General features: G+C 72.2%; 21 protein-coding genes. 9 read left to right on the top strand and 12 right to left on the bottom strand.

Annotated elements, in window-relative coordinates:
• Window positions 1–109: 109 nt before the first annotated feature.
• From JAO84_RS10865 to JAO84_RS10845, 5 genes are all read right to left on the bottom strand, one after another.
• On the bottom strand, window positions 110–508 hold the full coding sequence (locus tag JAO84_RS10865) for a type II CAAX prenyl endopeptidase Rce1 family protein (RefSeq protein ID WP_370416717.1): 399 nt from the start codon (window positions 506–508) through the stop codon (window positions 110–112).
• A gap of 18 nt (window positions 509–526) precedes the next feature.
• The gene (locus tag JAO84_RS10860; protein WP_370412607.1) at window positions 527–1,072 is read right to left on the bottom strand and encodes a TerD family protein; all 546 of its coding nucleotides are present in this window, start codon (window positions 1,070–1,072) and stop codon (window positions 527–529) included.
• 123 nt (window positions 1,073–1,195) lie between these two features.
• A complete protein-coding gene (locus JAO84_RS10855; RefSeq protein ID WP_370412606.1) occupies window positions 1,196–2,308 on the bottom strand; it encodes a right-handed parallel beta-helix repeat-containing protein in 1,113 nt (370 codons plus the stop codon).
• Window positions 2,309–2,405: 97 nt separating this feature from the next.
• Window positions 2,406–5,015 carry a GH32 C-terminal domain-containing protein gene (locus JAO84_RS10850; RefSeq protein ID WP_370412604.1) on the bottom strand — a complete coding sequence of 870 codons (2,610 nt, stop codon included), beginning with the start codon at window positions 5,013–5,015 and terminating at the stop codon, window positions 2,406–2,408.
• Between the two features lie 135 nt (window positions 5,016–5,150).
• Window positions 5,151–6,122, bottom strand: a complete 972-nt coding sequence (locus tag JAO84_RS10845) for a carbohydrate kinase (RefSeq protein ID WP_370412602.1) — start codon at window positions 6,120–6,122, stop codon at window positions 5,151–5,153.
• Window positions 6,123–6,302: 180 nt separating this feature from the next.
• On the opposite strand from JAO84_RS10845, the gene JAO84_RS10840 reads away from it, so the two are divergent.
• The 4 genes from JAO84_RS10840 to JAO84_RS10825 all read left to right on the top strand — a co-directional run bounded on the left by JAO84_RS10840 (window position 6,303) and on the right by JAO84_RS10825 (window position 10,404).
• The gene (locus JAO84_RS10840; RefSeq protein WP_370412600.1) at window positions 6,303–7,313 is read left to right on the top strand and encodes a sugar ABC transporter substrate-binding protein; all 1,011 of its coding nucleotides are present in this window, start codon (window positions 6,303–6,305) and stop codon (window positions 7,311–7,313) included.
• 113 nt (window positions 7,314–7,426) lie between these two features.
• Entirely contained in the window at window positions 7,427–8,422 is a 996-nt protein-coding gene (locus JAO84_RS10835) for an ABC transporter permease (RefSeq protein ID WP_370412598.1), read from the top strand.
• Window positions 8,419–9,252 (top strand): ATP-binding cassette domain-containing protein, encoded by an 834-nt coding sequence (locus JAO84_RS10830; RefSeq protein WP_370412596.1) that lies wholly within the window; start codon window positions 8,419–8,421, stop codon window positions 9,250–9,252. Before JAO84_RS10835 ends, JAO84_RS10830 begins: the two co-directional genes overlap by 4 nt.
• Window positions 9,253–9,360: 108 nt before the next feature.
• Complete coding sequence (locus JAO84_RS10825; RefSeq protein WP_370412594.1) at window positions 9,361–10,404, top strand: LacI family DNA-binding transcriptional regulator; 1,044 nt, start codon at window positions 9,361–9,363, stop codon at window positions 10,402–10,404.
• Between the two features lie 49 nt (window positions 10,405–10,453).
• Here the strand turns inward: JAO84_RS10825 and JAO84_RS10820 are convergent, their stop codons facing one another.
• The 4 genes from JAO84_RS10820 to JAO84_RS10805 form a co-directional block, all read right to left on the bottom strand.
• Window positions 10,454–11,062 carry an HAD family hydrolase gene (locus tag JAO84_RS10820; protein ID WP_370412592.1) on the bottom strand — a complete coding sequence of 203 codons (609 nt, stop codon included), beginning with the start codon at window positions 11,060–11,062 and terminating at the stop codon, window positions 10,454–10,456.
• Window positions 11,063–11,121: 59 nt separating this feature from the next.
• Window positions 11,122–11,490, bottom strand: a complete 369-nt coding sequence (locus tag JAO84_RS10815; RefSeq protein ID WP_370412590.1) for a hypothetical protein — start codon at window positions 11,488–11,490, stop codon at window positions 11,122–11,124.
• An 89-nt stretch (window positions 11,491–11,579) separates the two neighbouring features.
• A complete protein-coding gene (locus tag JAO84_RS10810; protein WP_370412588.1) occupies window positions 11,580–13,637 on the bottom strand; it encodes a phosphocholine-specific phospholipase C in 2,058 nt (685 codons plus the stop codon).
• 283 nt (window positions 13,638–13,920) lie between these two features.
• Window positions 13,921–14,337, bottom strand: a complete 417-nt coding sequence (locus JAO84_RS10805) for an organic hydroperoxide resistance protein (RefSeq protein WP_370412586.1) — start codon at window positions 14,335–14,337, stop codon at window positions 13,921–13,923.
• A 151-nt stretch (window positions 14,338–14,488) separates the two neighbouring features.
• Between JAO84_RS10805 and JAO84_RS10800 the strand changes: the two genes are divergently transcribed.
• From JAO84_RS10800 to JAO84_RS10780, 5 genes are all read left to right on the top strand, one after another.
• Window positions 14,489–14,962, top strand: coding sequence for a MarR family winged helix-turn-helix transcriptional regulator (locus tag JAO84_RS10800; RefSeq protein ID WP_370412584.1), 474 nt, complete (start codon window positions 14,489–14,491; stop codon window positions 14,960–14,962).
• Between the two features lie 66 nt (window positions 14,963–15,028).
• Window positions 15,029–15,529, top strand: coding sequence for an N-acetyltransferase family protein (locus tag JAO84_RS10795; protein WP_370412582.1), 501 nt, complete (start codon window positions 15,029–15,031; stop codon window positions 15,527–15,529).
• On the top strand, window positions 15,490–16,791 hold the full coding sequence (locus tag JAO84_RS10790) for an MFS transporter (protein ID WP_370416716.1): 1,302 nt from the start codon (window positions 15,490–15,492) through the stop codon (window positions 16,789–16,791). The genes JAO84_RS10795 and JAO84_RS10790 overlap by 40 nt, the downstream gene beginning before the upstream one ends.
• Before the next feature lie 177 nt (window positions 16,792–16,968).
• Window positions 16,969–20,673: a S8 family serine peptidase gene (locus JAO84_RS10785; protein ID WP_370412580.1), complete on the top strand. Its 3,705-nt coding sequence runs from the start codon at window positions 16,969–16,971 to the stop codon at window positions 20,671–20,673.
• Between the two features lie 116 nt (window positions 20,674–20,789).
• On the top strand, window positions 20,790–20,963 hold the full coding sequence (locus JAO84_RS10780) for a hypothetical protein (protein ID WP_370412578.1): 174 nt from the start codon (window positions 20,790–20,792) through the stop codon (window positions 20,961–20,963).
• 79 nt (window positions 20,964–21,042) lie between these two features.
• On the opposite strand, the gene JAO84_RS10775 is transcribed toward JAO84_RS10780, so the two are convergent.
• Genes JAO84_RS10775 through JAO84_RS10765 form a run of 3 tightly spaced genes read right to left on the bottom strand, consistent with a single transcriptional unit; the run spans window position 21,043 to window position 25,078 of the window.
• Window positions 21,043–22,410 carry a carboxyl transferase domain-containing protein gene (locus JAO84_RS10775; protein ID WP_370412576.1) on the bottom strand — a complete coding sequence of 456 codons (1,368 nt, stop codon included), beginning with the start codon at window positions 22,408–22,410 and terminating at the stop codon, window positions 21,043–21,045.
• Entirely contained in the window at window positions 22,403–23,872 is a 1,470-nt protein-coding gene (locus JAO84_RS10770; protein WP_370412574.1) for an acyl-CoA synthetase, read from the bottom strand. Before JAO84_RS10770 ends, JAO84_RS10775 begins: the two co-directional genes overlap by 8 nt.
• Before the next feature lie 21 nt (window positions 23,873–23,893).
• Window positions 23,894–25,078 carry an MFS transporter gene (locus JAO84_RS10765; RefSeq protein WP_370416715.1) on the bottom strand — a complete coding sequence of 395 codons (1,185 nt, stop codon included), beginning with the start codon at window positions 25,076–25,078 and terminating at the stop codon, window positions 23,894–23,896.
• Window positions 25,079–25,123 lie beyond the last annotated feature (45 nt).

Raw genomic sequence — 25,123 nt, 5'->3', positions numbered from 1 at the left:
GGTGATCTCGCAGCGGATGGCGATGTCGGTGCCGGCTTCGCCGTCGCAGTTGTTCTGGACCGGCCACGTCGGCGGGCTACTCAGGGCCGCCGCCCGGAGGGCGTACGTGTCAGCCGAGTGCCCCGGCTCCCTCGGGCCGCTCGTCAGGGTCCGGGTCCGTACGGACGGCTTCGCGCGGTACGGACGTGACTTCAGGGCCGTATCGGCGCAGCAGCCACAGGCCGTAGGCGGCATGGAAGACGTACACGCTCGCCTGCCACCAGTCCGGGGTCGTACCGGGTGAGTGGATCTGGAAGAAGTCGTCGAGGCCGTGCACGACGCCCATCGGCCAGACCGAGCCGATCGCGTAGCGCAGAGCGGCACAGGTGAAGCCGAAGAGGCCGGCGGACAGCATCTGCCACAGCGTGTCGTCGAGCGGGGCGCCGAGGAACAGGTGGTTCTGGACGTGCCCCGCGCCGAACAGGACGGCGACGCCGGCAGCCGCACGGACCGGACCGACCGGATGCAGGGCCTGCTGTCCCCTCCCCTACTCATCGCCCATCTGGTCGTGGGCCCTGCCCATCTCGGCGATGAAGGCCGCCGGGTCGCTGTCGTGGCCACGGATCAGCGCGTGCATCCGCCACCGCCCGGAGGCGTCCCGGACGAACTCCGCGATCGTCGCGGCATGCGCTCCGGCGACGCGCGTGAAGTCGTCCTTCAGCAGCTCCGTGTACTTCTCGACGACCAGCACGCCGGCATTGCGTATGTCGCCGAATGTGCGCGGACCGTCGTCCTGGTGGATGGCCACACCGACGACGACCCGGCCGTAGGCGGAGGCCAGCCGGTCGAACTCCAGGACCATCACCTCGACGAATCCGAAGCCCTGCCCGGTCGTGCTGTGCCGGGGCATGGTGATGGTGCCGTCCGGCGAACGACTGTCGTAGTGGACGACGTAGACGGGCCAGCCGTACCGGTCGGAGTCGGCGTAGGTCGCGGCGATGATGTCGAGGTGGCGTGGCCGCTCTCCCCACGGGCTGGGATCCCACTTGAGTCTTACCTCGATCCGCCCGAGGCCCTCGCCGACACCGCTCACCGGACATCCCCTCCCCCACCCGCCGGCGCGGAGCCGCACTCCCCGCCACGGGCAAGTATGGCCGGTGAACAGCGATTTGACGCCCCTCGTCGGCCTTGTCGGCCCCCAGCCGGTCGGTGCCGGTCAGTCCGTGCAGCCGGGCACGGTGCTCGGAGCGCAGTTGGTGGGCAGGTTTTCCGTGACTACGGTGGAGTTCAGCGTTACTTGGCCCCCGGAGTTGAGGATGCCGCCAGGGGCATTGAGGGCGGCGTTGTTCGTCACCCGAGTGTTGCTGAGCGTGACCGATCCTCCTCGGTTCGCGATGCCGCCGCCCTGTCTGCTGTCGAGGGCCCCTTGGGTGACCCGGTTGGCGAAGATCTCGCCCCCGGTCATCTGCAGCGTGCCGTAGTTGTTGATGCCGCCGCCGATGGCCGCCGACGAGTTGCTGCGGATGACGGTGTCGGTCAGCGTCACGTTCGCGTCGGGCGCGATCATGATGCCGCCGCCGTCGGCTCCGGCGGAGTTGTCGAGCACTCTGCTGTCGCTCACCGTCAGCCTCCCGTCCACTTCGATCCCCCCGCCCTGGCCGCCGAGGGAGGTGTTGCCGCTGACCGTGCTGTTGCGGAAGATCGTGACGCTCTGGGGGTAGTCGAGGTATCCGGCGCCGTCGCCCAGGCTGACGTTGTACATGAGGTCGCTGTTCGAGACGGTGACCGTGCTGCTCTCGGATGCGATGCCACCGCCGCCTTCGTCGGCGTAGTTATGGATGATCTTGCTCCGGTCGACCGAGAGCTTTCCGCCGCCGTGCACCCAGACGCCGCCCCCGAAGGCCGTCGGGGCGCGGCCGTTCCGTACGGTGAGACCGCCGAGCCGCAGGTCACCGTTGGGCCCGCTGACCTCGAAGATCCGGAACTCCGGCGTGCCGGTCTGGGTGCTCCGCCTGATGGTGCTCCCGTTGCCGATGAGGGAGATCTGGCTGGTGATCACCGGCAGGCCGTTGGCGTCGTTGTGCGGTGTCGTCAGCGTGTACTGGCAGCCGAGGGCGAGGACGAGCAGGCTCGGGCCAGGGGTCGCGTTCGCCCGGGCGATGGCATTCTTCAGTGCGGTCTGCCCGCAGGGCACGAACTCCTGGGCCGTGGCGCTCGTCGGTACGCTCACGACCGCCGCAACCGCCATGGCCGCCGTGACGATCCCCGTGAAGGCAGTGCGTCCGGCGTATGCGGTCTGTCTTGTCTGTCTCAGCACAACCGTCCCCATCTGATCAGTACGACTACTGAACGCAACGTAATCGTGACGCAGAGTGGGCGCACATTGATCATGATCGGCTGTACGGCGGCCGGCGGGGCGGTCGATGTCAGTCGCGGTACGACCGCAGCTGCCAGACCTTGGCGCCGTCCAGGCGGGCGGAGCCGCCTTCGGCGAAGAGGCGGACGCCGTCGCTGTCGGGGCTGGGGAAGATCTGGTCCGTGATCACGGCCTCGCCGTCGCCGCCGAACACCTCGACGGAGGACCAGTCGACGAGGACGCGGAGCCGAACCTTGCCGTTCCGGGCGGTCAGTGGTGCGCGCTGGACGCCGGGGAAGTCGTCGTGGAAGTCGACCGCACCCGATCGGGTCCGGTCGACGTACAGCTCCTGGGTCGCGGTGTCGTAGCCGATGACGGTCTCCTGGCCCGCGCCCGTGCGCACGGTGAACCCGAAGAGTTCGGCGTCGCCGAGGGTGAAGGTGGCCCGGATGTCGAGCGCCTTGCCGTCGGCGCGGCCGCCTGCCAGCGGTACGGAGCCTTCCGGGATCTGCACGTCGCGCACCCCGACCGAGGTGCCGGCGTGCAGCGACTCGACCGTGGACACGGGCTGCTGGGTGAGCCGGAGCCGGCCGTTCACGGTGCGCAGGGCCATCTCGCGGGGGATGCTCTGCGCGCTGCGCCAGGGGGAGGTCGGGATGTCGTTGCCGTACTGCCAGTTGTTCATCCAGCCGATCATGCGGCGCCTGCCGTCCGGGGCGTCCTCCCAGGAGACGGCCGCGTAGTAGTCCTTGCCGTGGTCGAGCCAGGAGGCCCGGCGGACGCTCGGGACCGCCGGCCGGTCGGCGGCGACGAAGTGGTCGGCCAGGACGTGGCCCCAGCCGCCCCGGTTCATGTCGACGATCTGGACGATGGCCTGCTTGCCCTGGTGGGCGCGCAGGTCGAAGGAGGCCCAGTCCAGGCTGCCGCCGTTCCCGCCGGTCTCGCTCTGGACGACCTCGCCGTCGACGAGGAGATTGACCGCCGTCTCGGTCGAGCGTGGCCGTGCCGGGGTGTCGGACAGCATGACCTGGTCGAGCAGGATGTGGCCCCAGCCGCCGGTGTTCCGGTCGACGACCTCGATGTGCGCGGTCCGGCCGGCGAGGTCGCCGACGTCCCAGGAGGCCCAGTTGAGCTCCTCGGAGTCGGCGCCCGTGGCGCTGCGTACGGTCCTGCCGTCGACGACGAGCCGGACGGCGGTGGGCGCTTCGGATCCGGAGGGGTGGTGGCCGCCGCCGACGAGGAAGTTGATGTGCTTTGCGGTGAGGGTGAACTCGGGTGAGGTGAGGGTGCCCGTGGTCCCGTCGCCGTCGAGGAAGCTGTTCACCAGGCCGCCGCCGTCGTGCCCGGTGACCGGGTTCTGCCCGGGGAGGGTGCCGTGTGCGGGGCCGTTGCCGAAGGCGGTGCCCGTGGTGGTCCAGGAGCCGTAGCCGTCCTGTTCGAAGTCGGCGAGGACCTCTCCCGCGGGTGCGGGGGAGTCGCCGATCACCGAGCCGGGGATGTGCGGGTGACGGCCGCCTGCCACCTTGAAGTTGAGGTACGGGCTGTCGACGGTGAAGGGCGGTGAGGTGAGGGTGCCGGTCTCGGCGTCCCCGCCGTGGAAGCTGTCGACGAGCCCCTTGCCCTCGAATCCGCTCGTGCCCGAGGTCCCGGGCGCGGGCGCGGGGACCGGTCCGTCGCCGAAGGCGGTGCCGGTCGTCCGCCAGCTGCCGTAGTCGGCCCCCTCGAAGTCCTGCACCGTCACTCCGGGCGGAGGCGTGTACGAGCCGTCGTCGTCGGGCGTGAAGCGCCTGCCGTCGAAGTCGCCCACGAAGTACTGGGCGGCCGAACCACCGGCGATGCCACCGGGGTTGATGTTGACGACGAGCACCCACTTGACGCGCCGGGGGTCGCCGTCGACGGGCAGCGGGAACAGGTCCGGGCACTCCCAGACGCCGCCCACCGCGTTCTGCGGGCCGAAGTCGCTCAGATGCGTCCAGCTCTTGAGGTCCCTGGAGGAGTAGAACCGGACCTTGTGCTCGGCGGACAGCGACACCGTCATCAGCCAGCTCCTGGTGGGCGCGTACCACTGGACCTTGGGGTCGCGGAACTCCGTGGACCCGATGTCGAGCACGGGGTTCCCGGCGTACTTGGTCCAGGTGCGGCCGCGGTCGGTGCTGTACGCCAGGGACTGGGCCTGCTTGCCACCGTCCTTGAAGTGGCTCGTGTACACGGCCACCATCGCGGGGTTCTCCTGGGTCCCGAACCCCGTCGTGTTGTCGTGGTCGACGACGGCGCTGCCGGAGAAGACCATCTCCTTCTCGTCGTGCGGGAGGGCGAGGGGGAGCTCCTGCCAGTGCACGAGGTCCTTGCTGACGGCGTGGCCCCAGGACATGTCGCCCCAGGTGTTCCCGTTCGGGTTGTACTGGTAGAAGAGGTGGTACTCGCCCTGGAACCAGACCAGTCCGTTGGGGTCGTTCATCCAGTTCTTCGCGGGGCTGAAGTGGAACTGGGGGCGGTACGTCTCCGTGTACGGGCTGCTCACCTCCGCCGCCGCCTGCGGGGCGACGGAGGTGACGGAGGCGACGGTGAGCGCGCAGGTCGCGGCCGCGGCGGCGACGAGGCGGAGCGGGACACGGCGGCGGGCGGGGCTCGGCTCATGGTTTCTCCTGCACTGGGTGCGGCCCGGGAAAACGGGTGTCATCGATGACATGTGACAGCGATGACACCCGCTGCGGAGAGATGATGTGGGGGTTCCGGGCGGCCCGTCAATGGCCCGGGCCGAGTTCGTCCCGCCGCCGGTCCGGTCGCCGGTCCCGCCGCAGGTCCGTTCGCCGGTTCAGACGGCAGCACGTCCCTCCGCGGACGCCGGCAGCCTCAACTGCCCGGCCCACGGCGGGTTCGGCCCGGCGACACCGCAGGTCAGCGCCGCCACCTGGGAGGCGAAGGCGCAGGCGTCGAAGACGTCGTCGACCCGCAGGTCCGTCAGGCGACCGCCGAGCAGCCCCTTGGCTCCGAGGTGGTGCAGGAGCCCCGCGGTGAAGGAGTCGCCCGCGCCGACGGTGTCGACGACGTCGGTCGGCGGCGCCGGTACGACGACCCGCTCGCCGTTCAGCGAGGCGACCGCGCCGCGCTCCCCGCGGGTGATCACGACCAGCGGGACGCCCGCCGCGTGCCAGGTGTCGCAGGCTCGCTCGATCGTGTGGTCGGGCAGGAGCAGTTCCAGGTCCTCCTCGCTGAGCCGGAGGATGTCCGCGAGCGCGCACCAGCGCGGCAGACGTTCGCGGTAGACCTCCATGTCGACGAGCAGCGGCCGGACGTTGGGGTCGACGGAGACGGTGGCCGTGGCGGCGGCGCGGCCGAGGAACTCCTCCACGACCGTTCCGCCGGGCTCGCGCACCAGGGCCAGGGAGCCGGAGTGCAGGCAGGCCGTGGAGGCGAGGTCCGTCGCGGCGAGTTCGTCCGCCGTCCACTGCCAGTCCGCGGTGCCCTGGGCGTGGAAGGAGTACGAGGCCTGGCCCCGTCCGTCGAGCTCGGCGACGGCCAGCGTGCTGGGCTCGGGTGCGCGGACGGCGGCCGAGAGGTCGACGCCCGAGGCCTCCAGGTGGGCGCGGAACAGGCGGCCGAAGACGTCGTCGGACAGGCGCCCCAGGAAGCGGGCGGGCGTGCCCAGGCGGGCGAGCGCCACCGCCGTGTTGGCCGGGCCGCCGCCCGGCAGGACCCGCAGGGCGAGCTCGCCCGGCGCGGGCGCGGGAGCGGTGAAGGCGTCCGCGACGCATTCGCCGAGGACGGTGACCAGAGGCAGGCGCATGACTCGTTCTCTCCAGACGGGCGGGGGAGGCGGCGCGGACGGCGTTGCGGATTTGTGACGGCGCCAAGGCATTGACGTTTCCGGGTGACGGAGTTCATCATCCTCCGCAAGCAGTGTCAACGATGACATCTGTCAACGCTGACATCACCTCCCTCCGCCTCGTCCAGCAGGAGATCAGCCATGCTTCGCAGAAACCGCACCCTCCGCGCCGCCACCGGATCGACCGTTCTCGTCGCCGTCTCGGCGCTGACCCTGACGGCCTGTGGCGCCGGTGCGCAGGGCGGATCCGGCGGTGGGACCAAGGTCGGGCTGATCACCAAGACCGACACGAACCCGTTCTTCGTGAAGATGAAGGAGGGCGCCGAGCAGGCCGCGAAGGCCAACGGCGTCGAACTCGTCAGCGCGGCCGGGAAGTTCGACGGCGACAACGCGGGCCAGGTCACCGCGATCGAGAACATGGTCAACTCGGGTGTGAAGGGCATCCTCATCACGCCCAACGACTCCAAGGCGATCGTCCCCGCCCTGGAGAAGGCGCGCTCCAAGGGCGTTCTGGTCATCGCGCTCGACAGCCCGACCGAGCCGCAGGACGCCACCGACGCCCTCTTCGCGACCGACAACGTCAAGGCGGGAGAGCTCATCGGCGGGTACGCCAAGGCGGCGATGGCCGGCAAACAGGCGAAGATCGCCACGCTGGACCTCGCGCCGGGCGTGGCGGTGGGCGTGCAGCGCCACCAGGGCTTCCTCAAGGGCTTCGGCGTCGCGGAGGGCGACCCGTCGGTCGTGTGCATGCAGGACACCGGCGGCGACCAGGCCAAGGGCCAGACGGCGATGGAGAACTGCCTCCAGAAGTCCCCGGACATCAACGTCGTGTACACGATCAACGAGCCGGCCGCGCTGGGCGCCTACACCGCGCTCAAGGCGAAGGGCCTGGAGAAGAAGGTGCTCGTCGTCTCCGTCGACGGCGGCTGCACCGGCACGAAGGCCGTCAAGGAAGGCAAGATCGCGGCGACCTCGCAGCAGTACCCCCTCCAGATGGCCTCCCAGGGCGTCAAGGCGGTCGCCGACTTCGCCAAGAACGGCAAGAAGGTCTCCGGCTACACCGACACCGGCGTCACGCTCATCACCGATGCGGCCAAGCCGGGCGTCGACGCCCAGGGCACCGCGTACGGCCTGGAGAAGTGCTGGGGCTGAGCCCCGGCGCGTACCCCTGACGGCGCGTACCCCTGACCAACCCCGATCCGCCGCCCCGCCCCGCGCAGCCCCGCCCCGCGCCGCCCATCGACCGACCACCGGCAAGGACCACCATGACTGCCACCACCCTGCCCTACGACCAGCTGAAAGGACCGACCACGGTCCGCCGGCTGCTCGCCACACCGACCACGGGCCCACTCGTCGCCCTGCTGCTCGCCTGCGTCTTCTTCTCCCTGACGACCGAGCAGTTCCTCTCCGGCGGCAACTTCTCGCTGATCGTCCAGCAGGTGATGGTCGTGGGCACGCTGGCCATCGGTCAGACCCTGATCATCCTCACCGCCGGCATCGACCTCTCCTGCGGCGCGGTCATGGCGTTCGGCAGCATCGTCATCGCCAAGGCGGCCGCCCAGGGCGGCCTGCCGCCACTCGCCGCGATCGCGCTCGGCCTGGCCGTCAGCGCGGCCTTCGGGCTGGTCAACGGCCTGCTTGTGCGGCTGATCCCGCTCCCGCCGTTCATCGTCACCCTCGGCATGCTGAACGTGGCGTTCGCCCTGACCCACATCTACTCGGCCGAACAGACGGTCACCGACCTCCCGGCACCGCTGACCGCCCTCGGCGAGACCTTCCCGCTCGGCAACACCGACATCACCTACGGCTCGCTGGTGACGATCGCCCTGTTCCTGCTCTTCGCGTACGCGCTGAGCGGCACGTCCTGGGGCCGGCACGTGTACGCGCTCGGCAACAGCCCCGAGGCCGCCCGCCTCAACGGCATCCGCACCTCCCGGCTGACGATCGGCCTCTACACCCTGGCCGGAGCCGTCTACGGAATCGCCGCGCTGCTCCTGATCTCCCGCACCGGCGTCGGCGATCCCCAGGCCGGCCAGACCGACAACCTGGACAGCATCACCGCCGTCGTCCTCGGCGGCACCAGCCTCTTCGGCGGGCGCGGCTCCGTCCTCGGCACCTTCATCGGCGTCCTCATTGTGGGTGTGTTCCGCAACGGCCTTCAGCTGATGGGCGTCGCCTCCATCTACCAGACCCTGATCACCGGCGTGCTCGTGATCCTCGCCGTGACCGTCGACCAGATCTCCCGGAGGAAGGCACGATGACCACGTCCGATGTCACGCCCGTGCTCCAGGCCCGCGGCCTGGTCAAGCGGTACGGCCATGTCACCGCCATCGACGGCGCCGACTTCGACCTGCTGCCCGGCGAGGTCCTCGCGGTCATCGGCGACAACGGCGCCGGCAAGACCAGCCTGATCAAGGCCCTCACCGGCGCGCTCACCCCCGACGAGGGCGAGATCCGGCTGAACGGCGAGCCCATCAGGTTCACCGGGCCGCAGAGCGCCCGGCAGCACGGCATCGAGACCGTCTACCAGGACCTCGCCGTCGCCGCCTCCATGGACATCGCCTCCAACATGTTCCTCGGGCGCGAGCTGCGCCGGCCGGGCTTCCTCGGCAGCGCGCTGCGCATGCTCGACAAGAAGCGGATGCGCCAGGAGGCGGCGGCCCACATGGCCGACCTCAAGATCGGGCTGCGGTCGCTGACCCAGCCCGTGGAGACGCTCTCCGGCGGGCAGCGCCAGGCCGTGGCGGTCGCGCGGTCCGTCGCCTGGGCATCGAGCGTCGTCGTGATGGACGAGCCCACCGCAGCCCTCGGCGTCAAGGAGTCCGGGCAGGTCCTCGACCTGATCCGCCGGGTCCGCGACAAGGGCATGCCCGTGGTCCTGATCAGCCACAACATGCCGCATGTCTTCGAGATCGCCGACCGCATCCACATCCACCGGCTCGGCCGCCGCGAGGCGCTGATCAAGCCGTCCGACCATTCCATGGCGGAGGTCGTCGCCATCATGACGGGGGCGCTCAGGGTGCGCGACGATGGAGGTACCGTCGTCGCGGACGCGGATGCCGCCCAGGCGGCGGGCGTGTCCGCCCACTGAGTCGCCGCCGGCGGACGCCACGCAGACGACAGGGTCGCCGCACAGTCAGGACAGCGGGCCCGGCCCGGGCAGGGGCCGGGCCCGACGAACGCACAGGAACGGTGGTACATGGCCGCGAACCGCCGCCCCACGCTGGCCGACGTCGCCAGGGAAGTGGGCGTCAGCGCGAAGACGGTGTCCCGGGTGCTCAACGAGGACGGGCCGAGCTCCCCGGAGACCCGGGAGCGCGTGCTCGCCGCCGTCGCGAAGCTCGGCTTCCAGCCGAACCTCATGGCCCGCAACATCCGCGTCGGCGGCCCCGACACCACCGTCGGCCTGGTCGTGCCCGACCTCGGCAACCCCTTCTTCGGCACCGTCGCCGGCGCCATCGAGGACGCCGTACGCGGCCGGGGGCTCACCCTGCTCATGGGTTCCTCGGCCGAAGACCCGGACCGGGAGCGGGCGTTGATCCAGACCTTCCTCGCCCGTCGGGTCAGCATGCTGATGGTCGTCCCCGCGTTCGGAGCCGATCACAGCCACCTCAAGGCGCCGCGCACGGCCGGACTGCCGGTGGTGTTCCTCGACCGGCCGGGGGTCGGTCTTGCCGCGGACTGCGTGGTCAGCTCCAACCAGGCCGGCGTCCACGAGGGCGTCGCCCACCTCGTGGCCCGCGGCCACCGCCGCATCGGCTTCATCGGAGACCTGCCCACCAGGCTCTACACCCGGCGCGAGCGCCTCGCCGGCTACCGCTCGGCGCTCGCCGAGGCCGGTCTGCCCTACGACCGGACGCTGGTGACCGGCGCCCACAGCCAGGACGGGGCCGCCGCCGAGACCACCGCACTGCTGAACCTGCCGAACCCGCCCACCGCCCTGTTCGCGGCGAACAACATGATGGCCCTCGGGGTCATCGCTCGACTTACCCGCGCGGGACGCAAGGACATCGCCCTGGTCAGCTTCGACGACCTCCCGCTCGCCGACGTCCTCGAACCGGCCCTGACCGTCGTGGCCCAGGACCCGGCGGCGATCGGCGCGGCGGCGGCCAGGACCGCCCTCGCCCGCCTGGACGGTGACCGCACCCGCGCCCGGACCGTCATGGTCCCCACCCGTCTGGTGGTCCGCGGCTCCAGCGAACCGCTGGCGCACCCCGCCGGTCAGGCACCGGCCGGGAGCTGAGCTCCCGCCCGGATCACGGCCGGGATCACGGCCCGGATCACGGCTCGGATCACTCCTCGGCCGCCAGGAGCTCCGCCAGGTCGGTGGACAGTTCCGCGGCGCCGGTGAAGTGGAGCGCGGTGATGCCGACGGCCTGGGCGCCCGCCACGTTCGCGGGCTTGTCGTCGATGAAGACGGCCGCTTCCGGCGCGACGCCCACGAGGTCGAGCGCCCGGGTGTAGGCCGCCGGGTCGGGCTTGGTGGCGCCCAGCATGCACGAGAAGAGCAGCGGCTCGAACCGGGCGGCGATCTGGGGGAGCACCTCGGGAAGCGCTTCGAGCAGCAGCGCGTCGTTGTTGGTGAGCAGCGCCGTGCGCAGCGGCCGCAGCCCGTCCACCAGGGCGAGGACCCGGTCGTCGGGCTCGAAGGCGGTGCACCACAGCTCGTGGAGCGCCGCGGGGCCACCCGTGTAGCCGAGCTCCCGCTCCAGCGTGGCGTGGATCTCCGCGGCCGAGGCGAGGCCGCGATCCCAGCGCCCGACGACCCCGGACTCGTACAGCACCTGCCGCACCTCGCCGGCCCCGAGCCCGCACTCCTCCCCCAGCGCGGCCAGCCGCCGCTCCGGATGGAAGCGGCAGACCACGTCCCCCAGGTCGAAGAAGATCACCTCTGGTCGCATGGGCCGACCCTAGCCGGACGAGAGCCCGAGAGCCCGCTGCCTCGACCGGAACGTGGTCCTCAGCGGGTCGGCGTGTCGAGCAGCGCCGCGAAGGCGATCATCGTGACCACGACCGTCAGCGGCGCCGCCACCGCGAAGCCGACGCGACGGGCGGCGTGCCGGGCGCGGCGGGGGAGGGACCAGGCGGTGATCAGCAGGACCAGAGCGACGAGCAGGCCCGTCATGGCGACGGGGAACGCCACTTCGAAGCTCGCGTCGAAGCGATCGGCCTCCGCCCCGTTGCAGGAGTCGCAGGCCATCGGGGAGAGGCCCGCGTAGAGGAGGGCGAAGAAGCCCAGGGGGAGCGTGACCACCGTCGAGGCGAGCGGGGCGATCCAGCCCCCGGTCACCCGTGCGTCGGGATCGTACGCGGCATCGTTCATCTGCATGGGGCAAGCCAAGCCGACCGGCCGCCGGGGCGGATGAGCACCCGTACTCATCCGCCCCGCCGTCAGGTGCCTAGTAGCACGTCAGATGCCTAGTACGTCAGGATCCCCGGGTCCGTCACGCCCGCCGCGCCCGTCTCCACGTGGCCCGCGAGGCGGCGCACGTAGTCCGTGGTCGAGGCGGACGTGATCGTCACGTCGTACCAGCGGGCGGAGGAGGTGAGGGGGACGGAGTGGGTGACCGTCGCGGACTTCGGGACGGACAAGGTGACCGGGGTGCCGGCGTAGGCGTTGGTCACCGTGACCGTCGTCGACGGGCCCGCGTTGGTGAAGGTCAGGTCCAGGGCGCCGGTCGTCGCGTTGTGGCGGGCCGTCACCTCCGGGACGGCGGTCTTGCCGGGGGAGCGGAAGCGGCGGAGGAAGCCGTTCGGGCCGTGGACCGTGAGGTCGGTGGTGCCCTTGCTGTACTTGGTGTTCCAGGTGTCGGAGAGGGACTTGCCCGCCTCCGTCGTGTACGTCCACGGCGCGTCCGTACGGTTCGCCGAGGTCACGTAGAACTGCGCGCCGGCCGAGGCGCCGCCGCTGAAGGCGAGGGTGTAGGTGCCCGCCGTCGTGTCGGCGGCGCCGTCCACGTACGGCGCGTACCTCAGCGGGCGGGTGGGCTTGCTGCCCGGCTCCTGGCGGGGCATCGTGCCGACCGCCGGGGCGGTGGCCGGGAAGTCCGGGTGACGGTTCCGGTCCGGCGGGTAGTAGCCGGCGGTCGAGGGCAGCGCGGCCGGCTGGGTCTGCGTCTGCGTGAAGTCGAAAGCCGAGGTCAGGTCGCCGCAGACGGCCCGGCGCCAGGGCGAGATGTTGGGCTCGCGCACCCCGAAGCGGGTCTCCATGAAGCGGATGACCGAGGTGTGGTCGAAGGTCTCGGAGCAGGTGTAGCCGCCGGTGGACCAGGGAGAGACGACGATCATCGGGACGCGCGGGCCGAGGCCGTAGGGGCCGGCCGCGTAGCCGGTCTTGCCGGGGAACCAGTCCAGGGTGGTGGCGACCGTGGACTTGCCCCAGGAGGCGTCGGCCGGGACGAACGGCGGGACGACGTGGTCGAAGAAGCCGTCGTTCTCGTCGTACGTGATGAACAGGGCCGTCTTCGCCCACACGTCCGGGTTCGAGGTGAGCGCGTCCAGGACCTGCGCGATGTACCAGGCGCCGTAGTTCGCCGGCCAGTTGGCGTGCTCGGAGAAGGCCTCGGGCGCGGCGATCCAGGAGATCTGCGGCAGCCGGCCGGCCTGGACGTCGGCGCGCAGGAGGTCGAAGTAGCCCTCGCCCGCCTTGGCGTCGGTGCCGGTGCGGGCCTTGTCGTACAGCGGGTTGCCGGGCTGGGCGTTGCGGTAGTTGTTGAAGTACAGCAGCGAGTTGTCGCCGTAGTTGCCGCGGAAGGCGTCGTTGATCCAGCCCCACGAACCGGCCGCGTTCAGGCCGTCGCCGATGTCCTGGTAGATCTTCCAGGAGACCCCCGCCGCCTCCAGACGCTCGGGGTAGGTCGTCCAGCCGTAGCCCGCCTCGGCGTTGTTGAGGACGGGGCCGCCGCCCGTGCCGTCGTTGCCGACGTACCCGGTCCACATGTAGTAGCGGTTCGGGTCGGTCGCGCCGATGAACGAGCAGTGGTACGCGTCGCAGACGGTGAACGCGTCGGCGAGCGCGTAGTGGAAGGGGATGTCCGCACGGGTGAGGTGCGCCATCGTGGCCTTGGTCTTGGCCGGGATCCAGTTGTCGTACTTGCCCTTGTTCCAGGCGCTCTGGCCGCCCTGCCAGTCGTGGTTCAGGCCCTGGAGGTACTCCATGCCCAGCTTGTCGCTGCTCGGCCGGAAGGGCAGCGTGACGTTGCCGGAGTTGTCCGCCTGGTTCCAGACCGTCTTTCCGCTGGGCAGCGTCACCGGGCGCGGGTCGCCGAAGCCGCGGACGCCCTTCAGTGCGCCGAAGTAGTGGTCGAACGAACGATTCTCCTGCATCAGGACCACGATGTGCTCGATGTCCTGGACGGTGCCGGTGGTGCCCTGCGCGGGTATGGACGCGGCGCGGGCGATGCTGTCGGACAGCAGGGTGAAGGCGGCGGTGCCGCCCGCCAGTTGCAGGAACCGGCGGCGATCGAGGTCGGCCATGGGGGAGACGTCCTCCGGGGTGCGAGCGGACAGGGGCTCGGTGCGGAGCCGGCCGGGAGCCGGTCGCGAGCGCCCCAAGAAGAGCGCCCGCGAACCACCGCCCGGCGGCCGTCCCATGACTGCCCGTCGTACGTTCGGCGAATCCCCCGTGCCCGAACGTGAAAACTCACAAACGAACGCCCCCGGGGTCAATGGCACCCCGGGGGAGGACGATTGTCAACAGAAGTCCACTGAGAGCCCGTTGAGGGTCCGTGGGGGACCTCGGTGGGCGGCTTGCGGCTTCTTACTCGACGACGAGGTCGACCTTGATGTTGCCGCGGGTCGCCTTCGAGTACGGGCAGAACCCGTGGGTCTTCTCCAGGAGCGCGCGGCCCGCCTCGCCCTGCAGGTGGTCCGGGAACTCGGCGCGCATCACGACCGCCAGGCCGAAGCCGCCGTCCGCCGCGTCCTTGCCGATCGAGACCTCGGCGGTCACGGACGCCTCGGAGATGTCGATCTTCTCCTGGCGGGCCACCACGCCCATGGCGCTCGCGAAGCAGGCCGCGTAGCCGGCGGCGAAGAGCTGCTCCGGGTTGGTGCCCTGGCCGTTGCCGCCGAGCGCGACCGGGTGGGCGAGCGGGAGGTCGAGCAGGCCGTCGGAGCTGACGGCGCGGCCCTCGCGGCCGTTGGCGGTGGCGACTGCGGTGTAGATCGCGTCCATGAGTGGTCTTCCGTTCCTGTCCGAGGAGGTCGGTCTGTCCGAGGAAGTCGGGCGGTGGATCGTGCTGCTGCCCTGCATTCATTTGTAGCGCGCCATTCAGTTGTGCACAACTCAATGGCGTGTGATCCAGCTCTCCCGTACCCTTGAGGGCATGGACGAGGACTTCCTCCGGCTGGACAGCCAGATCTGCTTCTCCCTGCACGCCGCCTCCCGCGCGTTCAACGGGGTCTACCGCGGCGCGCTCAAGGAGCTCGGCCTCACCTACCCCCAGTACCTGGTGATGCTGGTGCTCTGGGAGCACGGCGAGCTGCCGGTCAAGGGGATCGGCGAGCGGCTCCGGCTCGACTCCGGCACGCTCTCGCCGCTGCTCAAGCGCCTGGAGGCGGCCGGCTACGTCGAGCGGCGGCGCAGTGCCGAGGACGAGCGGTCCGTGACCGTGCGGCCCACCCCCGAGGGGGCCGCCCTGCGCGAGAAGGCCCTCGGCGTACCGCGCGGGATCGCCGCCGCCACCGGGCTCGACCTCGCCGAGATCGTGGAGCTGCGCGACCGGCTGAACGCCCTCGCCACCCGCCTCGACGCCGTCGACCCGGACGACGTGGCGCGGTGCGTGGCGGTCGCCGAGTAGGGCGATGTCTGTGTCCGACATCCAAATGTAAGGATCCGAGGGCGATGTCAGTCCTAGACTGCGTCCATGCCCTTGCCCTCGTCCTCGCCCACACCCCCGCGTGACATCACCCTGCGCCGCGCCACCGCCGCCGACGCCAAGCGGCTCACCCGGCTCGTCCGCCGCTCCGGCGCCTACAGTGGCGCGTACGCGTCCATGGTCGACGGCTACCAGGTCGGCGCCGCGTACATCGAGCACCACCCCGTCCACGTCGCCGTCGACGCGGACGGCCTGGTCCTCGGCTTCTACGCCCTCCTCCTCGACGAGGCCGAGCTCGACCTCGCCTTCGTCGCCGACGACGCCCAGGGCCTCGGCATCGGCCGCCAGCTCATCGCCCACATGCTCGCCGAGGGCCGGGCCGCCGGACTCGATTCCATACGGGTCGTCTCCCACCCGCCCGCCGAGGAGTTCTACCTGCGCACCGGCGCCCGCCGCACCGGCACCGTCCCGCCCGCCGGGCAGATCCACTGGGCCCGCCCCGAGCTGCACTGGGACCTCACCGACGAGCGCCCGGCCGACGCCGCGTGAGCGCCACCCAGACGGCCGAGCCCGAGGAACGCAGGCTCTTCGCCGACCTGACCCCGCTCCGTACCTCCGCCGACTACCGCCGGATCTGGTTCGGCAACTCGGTCACCTGGGTCGGCCAGGGCATGACGACCCTCGCCATCTCCCTTCAGGTCTACGACATCACCCGGTCGACCTTCGCGGTCGGCCTGGTCGGCCTCTTCACCCTCGTCCCGCTGGTCGTCTTCGGGCTGTACGGCGGAGCCATCGCCGACACCGTCGACCGCCGCAAGCTCGGCCTCGCCAGCTCCACCGGACTCGCCGCGCTGTCCGTCGCCCTCTGCGTCGCCGCCTTCGCCGGCTTCCACCGGGTCTGGTTCCTGTACGGGATCGTCGCCCTCCAGGCCGTCTGCGCCGCGCTCAACGCGCCCGCCCGCAGCTCGATGATCCCCCGCCTGCTGCCGGCCGAGCAGCTGCGCGCCGCCAACGCGCTCAACGCCATGACCACCACCTTCGGCACCCTCGTCGGGCCCAGCCTCGGCGGCGTCGTGGTCGGCCTGGCCGGCTACCAGGCCGCGTACCTCATCGACGCCGTCGCCTTCTCCGCCTCCCTCTACGCGATGTGGCGGCTGCCCTCGATGCTGCCCGAGCGCGCCGAGGGTTCCAGTACCAAGCGGGCCTCCGTCCTCGACGGACTGCGCTTCCTCGCCACCCGCCCCAACCTGCGCATGACCTTCTTCTCGGACTTCTGCGCGATGATCCTCGCCCACCCCCGGGCGCTGTTCCCGGCCATCGCCGTGCTCTGGTACGGCGGGGACGCCAAGACCACCGGACTGCTCGTCGCCGCACCGGCGTTCGGCGCGCTGCTCGGCGGGGTGCTCTCCGGCTGGCAGGGCCGGATCCGGCACCACGGGCAGGCGATCCTGCTCTCGGTGGCGTCCTGGGGCACCGCCATCGCCCTCTTCGGCCTCACCCGGAACCTCTGGCTCGGCCTCCTCCTGCTCGCCGTCGCCGGCTACTCCGACACCGTCTCGATGATCTTCCGGAACACGATGCTCCAGGTCGCCGCCCCGGACGAGATGCGCGGCCGGCTGCAGGGCGTGTTCATCGTGGTCGTCGCGGGCGGGCCCCGGCTCGGCGACTTCCTGGCCGGATCGGTCGCCGACCTCAGCTCCCCGGCGGTCGCCGTCACCGGCGGAGGCCTCGCCTGCGTCCTCGCCATCGGACTGCTCGCGCTGTACGGCAAGGGCTTCCGCCGTTACGACGCCCAGCACCCGGTCCCGTAACGCCCGGTCCGTGATGCCCACGACCTAGCATTCCCGCAACCCCTCGCCCCGAACTGGCGGTTGGCCGCCACGGCACATGTCCGCCAGGTACGCCGGGGGTCAACTCCCGCCCCACGGATCAGACTCCTCGCGACGCCCGGAACCCATCCTTCCCCCGGGTGTCGCGAGGAGTGTGTCGTGATCAGACCTTCCGCAGGAGGAAGGGCCGCCCTGCTCGCCGCGGGGCTCTCCCTGGTGCTGCTGTCCGCCGGACAGACCTCGGCCGCGACGGTCCCCGCCACGTTCGCGCGCGGCGCGGCCGGGGCCGGGGCCGGCGCCGCCGGTCAGGCCGCCGGCTCGGCGGGCACCACCGTCACCCTCGTCACGGGTGACCGGGTCACTCTCACCGACCTGGGCGGCGGCCGGCAGACCGTCACCGTCGACCGGGCCAAGGGCGCCACCGGAGCGGTCCGCACCGAGACCGCGAACGGCAGGGTCACCGTCATACCCGACGAGGCCCGCCCCTATCTGGCGGCCGGTGTCCTCGACCGCCGCCTCTTCGACGTCACCGGACTCGTCGAGCAGGGCATCACCGGCGACCTGCCGCTGATCGTCACCCACGGAAAGGGCACACGCGCGGCGGCCGAGCAGGCCCCGCGCGGCACCGAGACCGTCCGCGCGCTGCCCAGCATCGGCGGCGCCGCCGTCACCGCCACGGAACCCGAGGCCTTCTGGCGCGAGTTCACCCGTACCGAGAGCACCCGGCGGACGGCCCGGTCCGCCGGCGCCACCAAGGTGTGGCTCGACGCCCGTGTGAAGGCCGCGATGGCCGAGTCCAACGCCCAGATCGGCAGCCCCGAGGCCTGGGCCGCCGGACTCACCGGCAAGGGCGTCAAGGTCGCCGTCCTCGACACCGGCGTGGACGCCGGACACCCCGACCTGACCGGCCGGGTCACCGAGACGAAGTCCTTCATCGCGGGCCAGGAGGTCGCCGACCGCAACGGCCACGGCACCCATGTCACCTCCACCGTCGGCGGCAGCGGCGCCGGTTCGGCCGGCCAGGAGCAGGGCGTCGCGCCCGGCGCCACCCTCGCCGTCGGCAAGGTGCTCAGCGACGAGGGCTCCGGCTCCGAGTCGCAGATCATCGCCGGCATGGAGTGGGCCGCCCGCGACATCGACGCCAAGGTCGTGTCGATGAGTCTCGGATCGCAGGAGCCCAGCGACGGCACCGACCCGATGGCCCAGGCCGTGAACACCCTCTCCGCCGAGACCGGCGCGCTCTTCGTCATCGCCGCCGGCAACACCGGCGCCCCCGGCTCCATCGGCTCGCCCGGCGCCGCCGACTCCGCGCTGACCGTCGGCGCCGTCGACCCGGCCGACCAGGCCGCGTACTTCACCAGCAAGGGCCCGCGCTTCGGCGACCAGGCGCTCAAGCCCGATGTGTCCGCCCCCGGCGTCGGCATCCTCGCCGCCCGCTCCCAACTCCTCCCCGGCAGCGGCCTCTACACCTCGATGAGCGGTACGTCGATGGCGACCCCGCACGTCGCCGGCGTCGCCGCGCTGCTCGCCGAGAAGCACCCCGACTGGACTGGCGCCCGGCTCAAGGACGCCCTGATGTCCAGCTCCAAGACGCTGGCCGACTCCGCCTACGACCTCGGCGCGGGCCGGGTCGACGTGGCCGCCGCGATCAACGCCGATGTGACCGCCACCGGCTCCGCCGACCTGGGCTTCCTCGCCTGGCCGTACGAGGCGAACAAGCCGGTCGCCAAGACCGTCACGTACGCCAACTCCTCCGACTCGCCCGTCGAGTTGAACCTCGCCGTCGAGGGCATGCCGGCCGGCAGCGCGACCCTCGCCGACAGCACCCTCACCGTCCCCGCGCACGGCACCGCGAGCACCATCGTCACCGGCGACGGCACCAAGGCGCCGGTCGGCACCAACTCCGGCCGGATCACCGCGACGTCCGCCGGATCGGTCGTCGCGCACACCGCGCTCGGCCTGGTGAAGGAGGAGGAGCGCTACACCCTCACCGTCCACGTCAAGGACCGTGACGGAGCCGCCACCGCCGCCCATCTCGGCGTGCAGCAGTTGACCGCGGGCGTGGACCCGTTCCCGGCCGCGGTCGGCGAGTCCGGCACCCTCCAACTGCGCCTGAAGCCCGGCACGTACACCGTCGACACCTTCCTCGACGTGCGCGGCTCGCACGGCGAGGACTCCCTCGGCCTCGGCTTCCTCACCGCGCCCGAGATCGTCCTCGACCGGGACCGCGAGATCACCCTCGACGGGCGGCGGCTGCGCGAGATCCGCGCCGAAGTCGACCGGCGCACCGAGACCCGGCAGCTCCTGATGGAGTTCGACCGCAAGGCGAACGGCGCCTCGTACGGCGGGGCCGTGCAGGTCCCGCCGAAGTACGACTCGGTCTTCGCCGCGCCCACTGAGAAGCCCGCCACCGGCAGCTTCGAGTACCGCACGGTGTGGCGGCTCGGGAAGCCGATGCTGGAAGGCACCGCGGGCGGCGGCGACCGGATCGGCGAGCTCACCCCGCAGGGCGGCAGCGGCGTCCTCGAAGGCCGCCACCGGCTTCCCGTCGTCGACGCGGGCACCGGCACCGCCGCCGAGTACGCGGGCAAGGACGTCTCCGGCAAGGCCGTGCTCGTCCGCCGCACCGCCGGCGCCGACACCGCGCAGCTCGCCCAGACCGCCGAGGACGCCGGCGCCGAGCTGCTGCTGGTCACCGACGACCAGCCCGGCCGGCTGATGTCCTGGTTCGGCACCGCCGACTACCAGGACCGCAAGCTGCCCGTCGCCACCGTGAACGCCGCCGACGCCGGCCGGATCGCGACCGCCGCCGCCCGCGGCAGCCGCCTCGACCTGACCGGCACCCGCTTCACCCCCTTCACGTACGACCTCTCCGAGGGCCACCCGGGCGCCATCGGCACCGACCTGGTCTACCGGCCCGGCGCCCGCGACCTCGCGACCGTCGACGCGACGTACCGCATGCCGACCGCGAAGAAGGAGCTCGGCGGCGAGTTCCGCTACTCGATCACCGGCGCCTACCCGATCGGCATCGGCTTCAAGGAGTGGATCGCCTTCCCGGCCGAGCGCACCGAGTACGTCTCCACCGGCCCCGGCCAGCAGTGGCACGAGTCCGTCGACCTCGGCGAGTCCCTGGAGCAGCGCGGCGGCCTGTCGGTCTACCGCGGCGGCAGTGAGCAGGCGAAGGACTGGTTCGAGCCGGTCTGGCACCCCTGGCTCGGCACCGGCCTCGGCTGGGGACAGCAGCGAGCCGGCAACAACCTCCAGTTCAACACCCCCGGCTGGGGCGACTCCGGCGCCGACCACACCGGCTTCGGCAATGTGTGGAGCGACCCGACGATGACCCAGTACACCGAGGTGTACGTGAACGGCGTCCGCGTCGACCGCAAGCAGAGCTCCGGCGCCTACGCCTGGGACGCGCCGGCCGAGGAGGCCACGTACAGGGTCGTCACCGACACCGCGCTCGACCGCGAGCGTTGGCGGCTCGGCACCAAGGGCCACAGCGAGTGGACCTTCCGCTCCGCCGAGACGCCGGCCGACCGGTACACCTACCTGCCGCTGATCAACCTCGGCTTCGACCTCGACACCGACCTCGCCGGCGATGTGCGTGCCGGGTCGAAGGTGCCCGTACGGATCTTCACCGAGTACGTGCAGGGCGCGGCCGGCACCGGCACCATCGGCGCCGCCACCCTGGAGGTCTCCTACGACGAGGGCGCGACCTGGACCAAGGCGGCGCTGAACGCGCAGGGCCGCGGCGAGCTGCGCGTCCCGGCCGGCGCCGGCTCCGTCTCGCTGCGGGCCCGCGCGAGCGACGACCGGGGCGGCAGCGTCGTCCAGGAGATCATCCGGGCGGTGGGCGCGAAGTAGTCGCGCGCCCCCCGAACGGGTCGTCCCGGGGCGGGTCCGGGCGCGTGTCCTTGCCGTCGGTCTATGCCCAGGTCAGGCTCCGGTCTGAGCAACCCGGCTCATCAGGAGGTAATTTCATGCGCAAGTTCCTCGCCACGGCCGCCCTGGCCGCCGCCGTCGTCCTCACCGGCTCGGGCACGGCCCTCGCCCACGGCTACGAGGACGACTCCGACGGCAACAGCGTGACCATGGTGGACCACACGGTCGTCGTCTGCGGCGACTTCAGCATGTGTGGCGGCGACGGCGCCTGAGCCTCCCTGCTGTCGTCACGGCGAAGGCCCCCTCGGACCGAGGGGGCCTTTCCCGCGCCTGGGGGACCCCGCACACCGCCTAGCCGACGATGCCGCGTACCACCCCGAGCGCCACCAGGTCCTGCGGGCGGAGCCGCAGCTGGTCGGCGGTGGCCGGCACCTGTTCCGGCGGGCGCTTGAGGATCTGCGCGGCGAGCTCGGGAGCGATCACCGAGAAGTAGCCGTCCGGTGTGACCCAGGTGTTGCCGGGCGCGGCGAGCGCGAGCGCCCCGCCCGAGCCGCCCTCGCCGACGAGCAGCGAGGTCACCGGCGTACGGGCCTCGGCGATCGCCGTGAACGCCTCCGCGATGGCCGGCCCGGCCCCCGCCCGCTCCGCCGCGGCGTCGTTGGCCGCGCCCGGCGTGTCGATCAGGGTCAGGACCGGAATGCCGAGCCGGTCCGCGAGCCGGGCGAGCCGCGCCACCGTACGGAACCCGGCCGGCCGGGTCGCCCCGCCCAGCTGCGCCGCGTACGCCACTGCCCGCCCCTCGTGGACCCCGAACCCGCACTCCACCGTCGGGTCAACCCCGCCGGCCCGGTCGCCGCTGATCGCGGCCCGCACGTCGAAGTACGCGTCGAGGTACGCCCCGGCCCGCGGCCGCTCCGGCGCGCGGGCCGCCCGCACGGCTTCCCACCCGGTGGCCGGAAGCTCCCGCTCACGCAGCGCGCGCGGTGGGGGAGCGGCCACGGGCTCCTCCCCGGCCTCCGGGGTCAGCAGCCGCAGCCACAGCGCGAGGGCCTCGCGCAGCCGCTCCGGCGGTACGAGGGCGTCGACATGGCCGTGCGCGTGCTGGTCCTCCGCCGTGTACGCGGCCGGGTCGGCGTCCGCCGGCCGCACCCGCGACCCCGCGAACGCCACCTGCGCCGAGGGCAGCGCCAGCACCACATCCGCCCCGGCCCCGACGGTGGCCCAGCCCCCGCCGGTGGCCGGGTCGCGGAGCACGGTGACATGCGGCAGCCCCGCCGCCCGCAGCCGGACGGCCGCCGCGGCGACCCGCTGCAGCTGGGTGAGGGCGATCATCCCCTCCTGCATCCGACTGCCCCCGGTGGCGACGAGGGACACCAGCGGCACCCTCCTCGCCCCCGCCGCCGCGTAGGCCGCCACCAACCGGTCCCCGGCCGCCCGCCCGAGCGACCCCCCGAGGAACCCGAACTCGAAGACGACGAGCACGCAACGGCGTCCGCCGACGGTGGCGGTGCCGAAGACGACGGACTCGTCCTCACCGGTGCGCCGGGCGGCCCGGGCGCGGGAGGCGCCGTAGCCGTCCCAGCCGAGGGGCCCGTCCGCCGCCTGCCCGGCGTCCGGTTCGCCGGCCCCGCCGGCCGGCGGCGGCGTCGGCGCCGTCAGCTCCGTGAAGTCGTCCGTCACCAGGGCGATCGCCGCGCGGGCGGAGAGGCGCTCAGCCATCGGTCGGCTCCCGGAGCGCCTTCTTCAGGATCTTGCCCATGTCGTTGCGGGGCAGGGCGTCCAGGTAGCGGACCTCGCGGGGGCGCTTGTGGGGGGCGAGGAGGGTGGCGACGTGGTCGGCGAGGGGGCCGGGGGCGGGTGGGGCGGTGGGGTCGGTGGGGACGATCCAGGCGACGATGCGCTCGCCGAGATCCGGGTCGGGTTCGCCGGTGACGGCGGCCTCGCGGACGCCGGGGTGGTCGAGGAGCGCGTTCTCGATCTCGCCGGCGCCGATCTTGTAGCCGCCGCTCTTGATGAGGTCCGTGGCCTTGCGGCCGACGATCCGGACGTAGCCGTCGGGCTCCCGTACCGCCATGTCCCCGGTGCGGAACCAGCCGCCCTCCGCGAAGGCCGCCGCCGTCGCGTCCGGCCGGTTGAGGTACGCGGTGAACAGGTTCGGGCCGCGCACCTGGATCTCGCCGACCGTCTCCCCGTCGGCCACCGGCAGCACGGAGCCGTCCTCCTCCACGAGCCGCAGCTCGACGCCGTCGAGTGGCAGCCCGACCGAACCGGGGCGCGGGCCCGACCCGACGGGCACGGACGTGTTCATCAGGGTCTCGGTCATCCCGTAACGCTCGACGACGGTCCGCCCCGTCGCCGCCGTGATCCGCTCGTGGTCGTGCACCGGGAGCGCCGCCGAGCCGGAGACGAGGAGCCGGGCGGCCGTCAGAGCCCGTACCAGCGCCGGGTCGTGGGGGAGGGCCTCCGCGATCCGGTGGTACATGGTCGGTACGCCGAACAGCATCGTGCCGCCGCCCTCGCCCAGCTCCTTCGCGACGCCCTCGACGGAGAAGCCGCCCAGGTGCCGTACCTCGCCGCCGCGCCGGAGCGGGCCGAGGACGCCCAGGACCAGGCCATGGACGTGGAACAGCGGGAGACCGTGCACGAGGACGTCGTCCTCGGTCCAGGCCCATGCGGCCGCCAGCGCGTCGAGGGAGGCGGCGATGGCGCGGTGGGACAGCAGGACGCCCTTGGGCGGGCCGGTGGTGCCGGAGGTGTAGACGATCAGGGCGGGGGTCTCGGGGTCGACCGGCTCCTCGGCGTACGTGTCGCCGTCCGCGTACGGCCCGGTCGCCCGTACGTCCACGTCGATCCGCGGCAGCTCCGCCAGACCCGTCGGCAGCTCGTCCCCCGCGGCCGCGAGCACCGCGCCGGGTGCGCTGTCGCCGAGGATGTGCGCGAGTTCGCGCTCGCCGATCCGCGGGTTCAGCGGGACGGCCGGTACGCCGGCGAACAGCGCGGCGACCACGCCGACCGCGGTTTCGGCCGTGGGCGTGGCCCACACGGCGACCCGGCCGGCGGCACGCAGCCGCGGGGCCAGGGCGCCGGCGGCGCGCGCCAGTTCCTCGTACGTCAGGGTGCCGGCGCCGAACCGCAGGGCGGGCCGGTCGGATGTCTTCAGGGCCAGGAGGCGGGCGCTCATGCCGGGGATTCTGCCCACCCGTCAGGTGCGGCGCGCTGCGACCTTGCTCACGTCGGGCGCGGGATCCCCGCTTTCCGGCCGGATGTTCCGCATCCGGCCGTAGGCGTACACGCAGCCGGCCAGGGCCAGGTCGGAGAGGAGCATGAACCCGATCGAGTACGAGTCCTTGGCGCTGTAGATCGCGCCCATGACCAGCGGCGGCACGAAGCCGCCGAGCCCGCCCATCGCGCCGACGATGCCGGTGACGCTGCCGACCTGGGCCTGCGGGGTGACCTGGGAGACCAGGGCGAAGACCGAGCCGGACGCGGTGCCGAGGCCGGCCGCCATGATGAGCAGGGCGATGGTGCCGCCCGGGTCGAGCGGCGGGTCGAAGGCCTGGACGATGGCGAGCAGCGCGACGACGGCGAGCGCAACGGCGGTCACCAGAGCCGGGTGGACCCGGTCCGACAGCCAGCCGCCGAACGGCCGGAACACCACCGTGACCAGGGCGAATCCGGCGGCCTTGGTGCCCGCGTCGGTCGGGTCGAGCTCGTACCAGGTCTTGAGGTACGTGGGCAGGTAGACGCCGAACGCGACGATGCCGCCGAAGCCGATCGCGTACAGCGCCGACAGCTCCCAGGTGACCCGCAGCCGCCCGGCCCGGCCGAGCCGTGTGGCGAGCGACGCGGCGGGGACGGGCCGGTCGGGGCGGTCGGAGATCAGCAGGGCGGCGAGCACGGCGTAGGCGGCGAGGGCGATGGCCACCACGATGAACGGCAGGTTCTCGCCGTGCTTGGCGATCCGCGGGGTGAAGTAGCCGGAGAGCGCCACCCCGCCCATGCCCATGCCGAACACACCGAGCGCGAAGCCCCGCTTGACCGGCGGGAACCAGGAGTTGACCAGGGGGACGCCGATGGCGAACGTGGTGCCGCCGAGCCCGAGCAGGAAGGCCACGGCCAGCATCAGACCGTACGAGTCCTTGACGACGATCAGGAGCAGCACGGGTACGACGGTCAGCGCCGACACGAGCGGGAACATCAGCTTGGCGCCGTACCGGTCGGTGAGCGCGCCGGCCGGGATCCGGCCGATCGAGCCGACCAGGACGGGGATCGCGACGAGCAGCGACTGCTGGAAGGAGCTGAGCGAGAGCCGGTCGCCGTACCAGCCGCCGAGCGGGGAGATCAGGTTCCAGGCCCAGAAGGTGAGCGTGAAGCCGACCGTGGCCATGACGAGATTGCGGTAGGCGGCCGCGGGGATCTTCTCGGCGGGGGC

Origin of the sequence: Streptomyces fradiae (assembly GCF_041270065.1) — a bacterium.
Taxonomy (GTDB): Bacteria; Actinomycetota; Actinomycetes; order Streptomycetales; family Streptomycetaceae; genus Streptomyces.
Note: the sequence above shows the minus strand (reverse complement) of the source record. Positions and strands in the feature narration are given on the sequence as shown.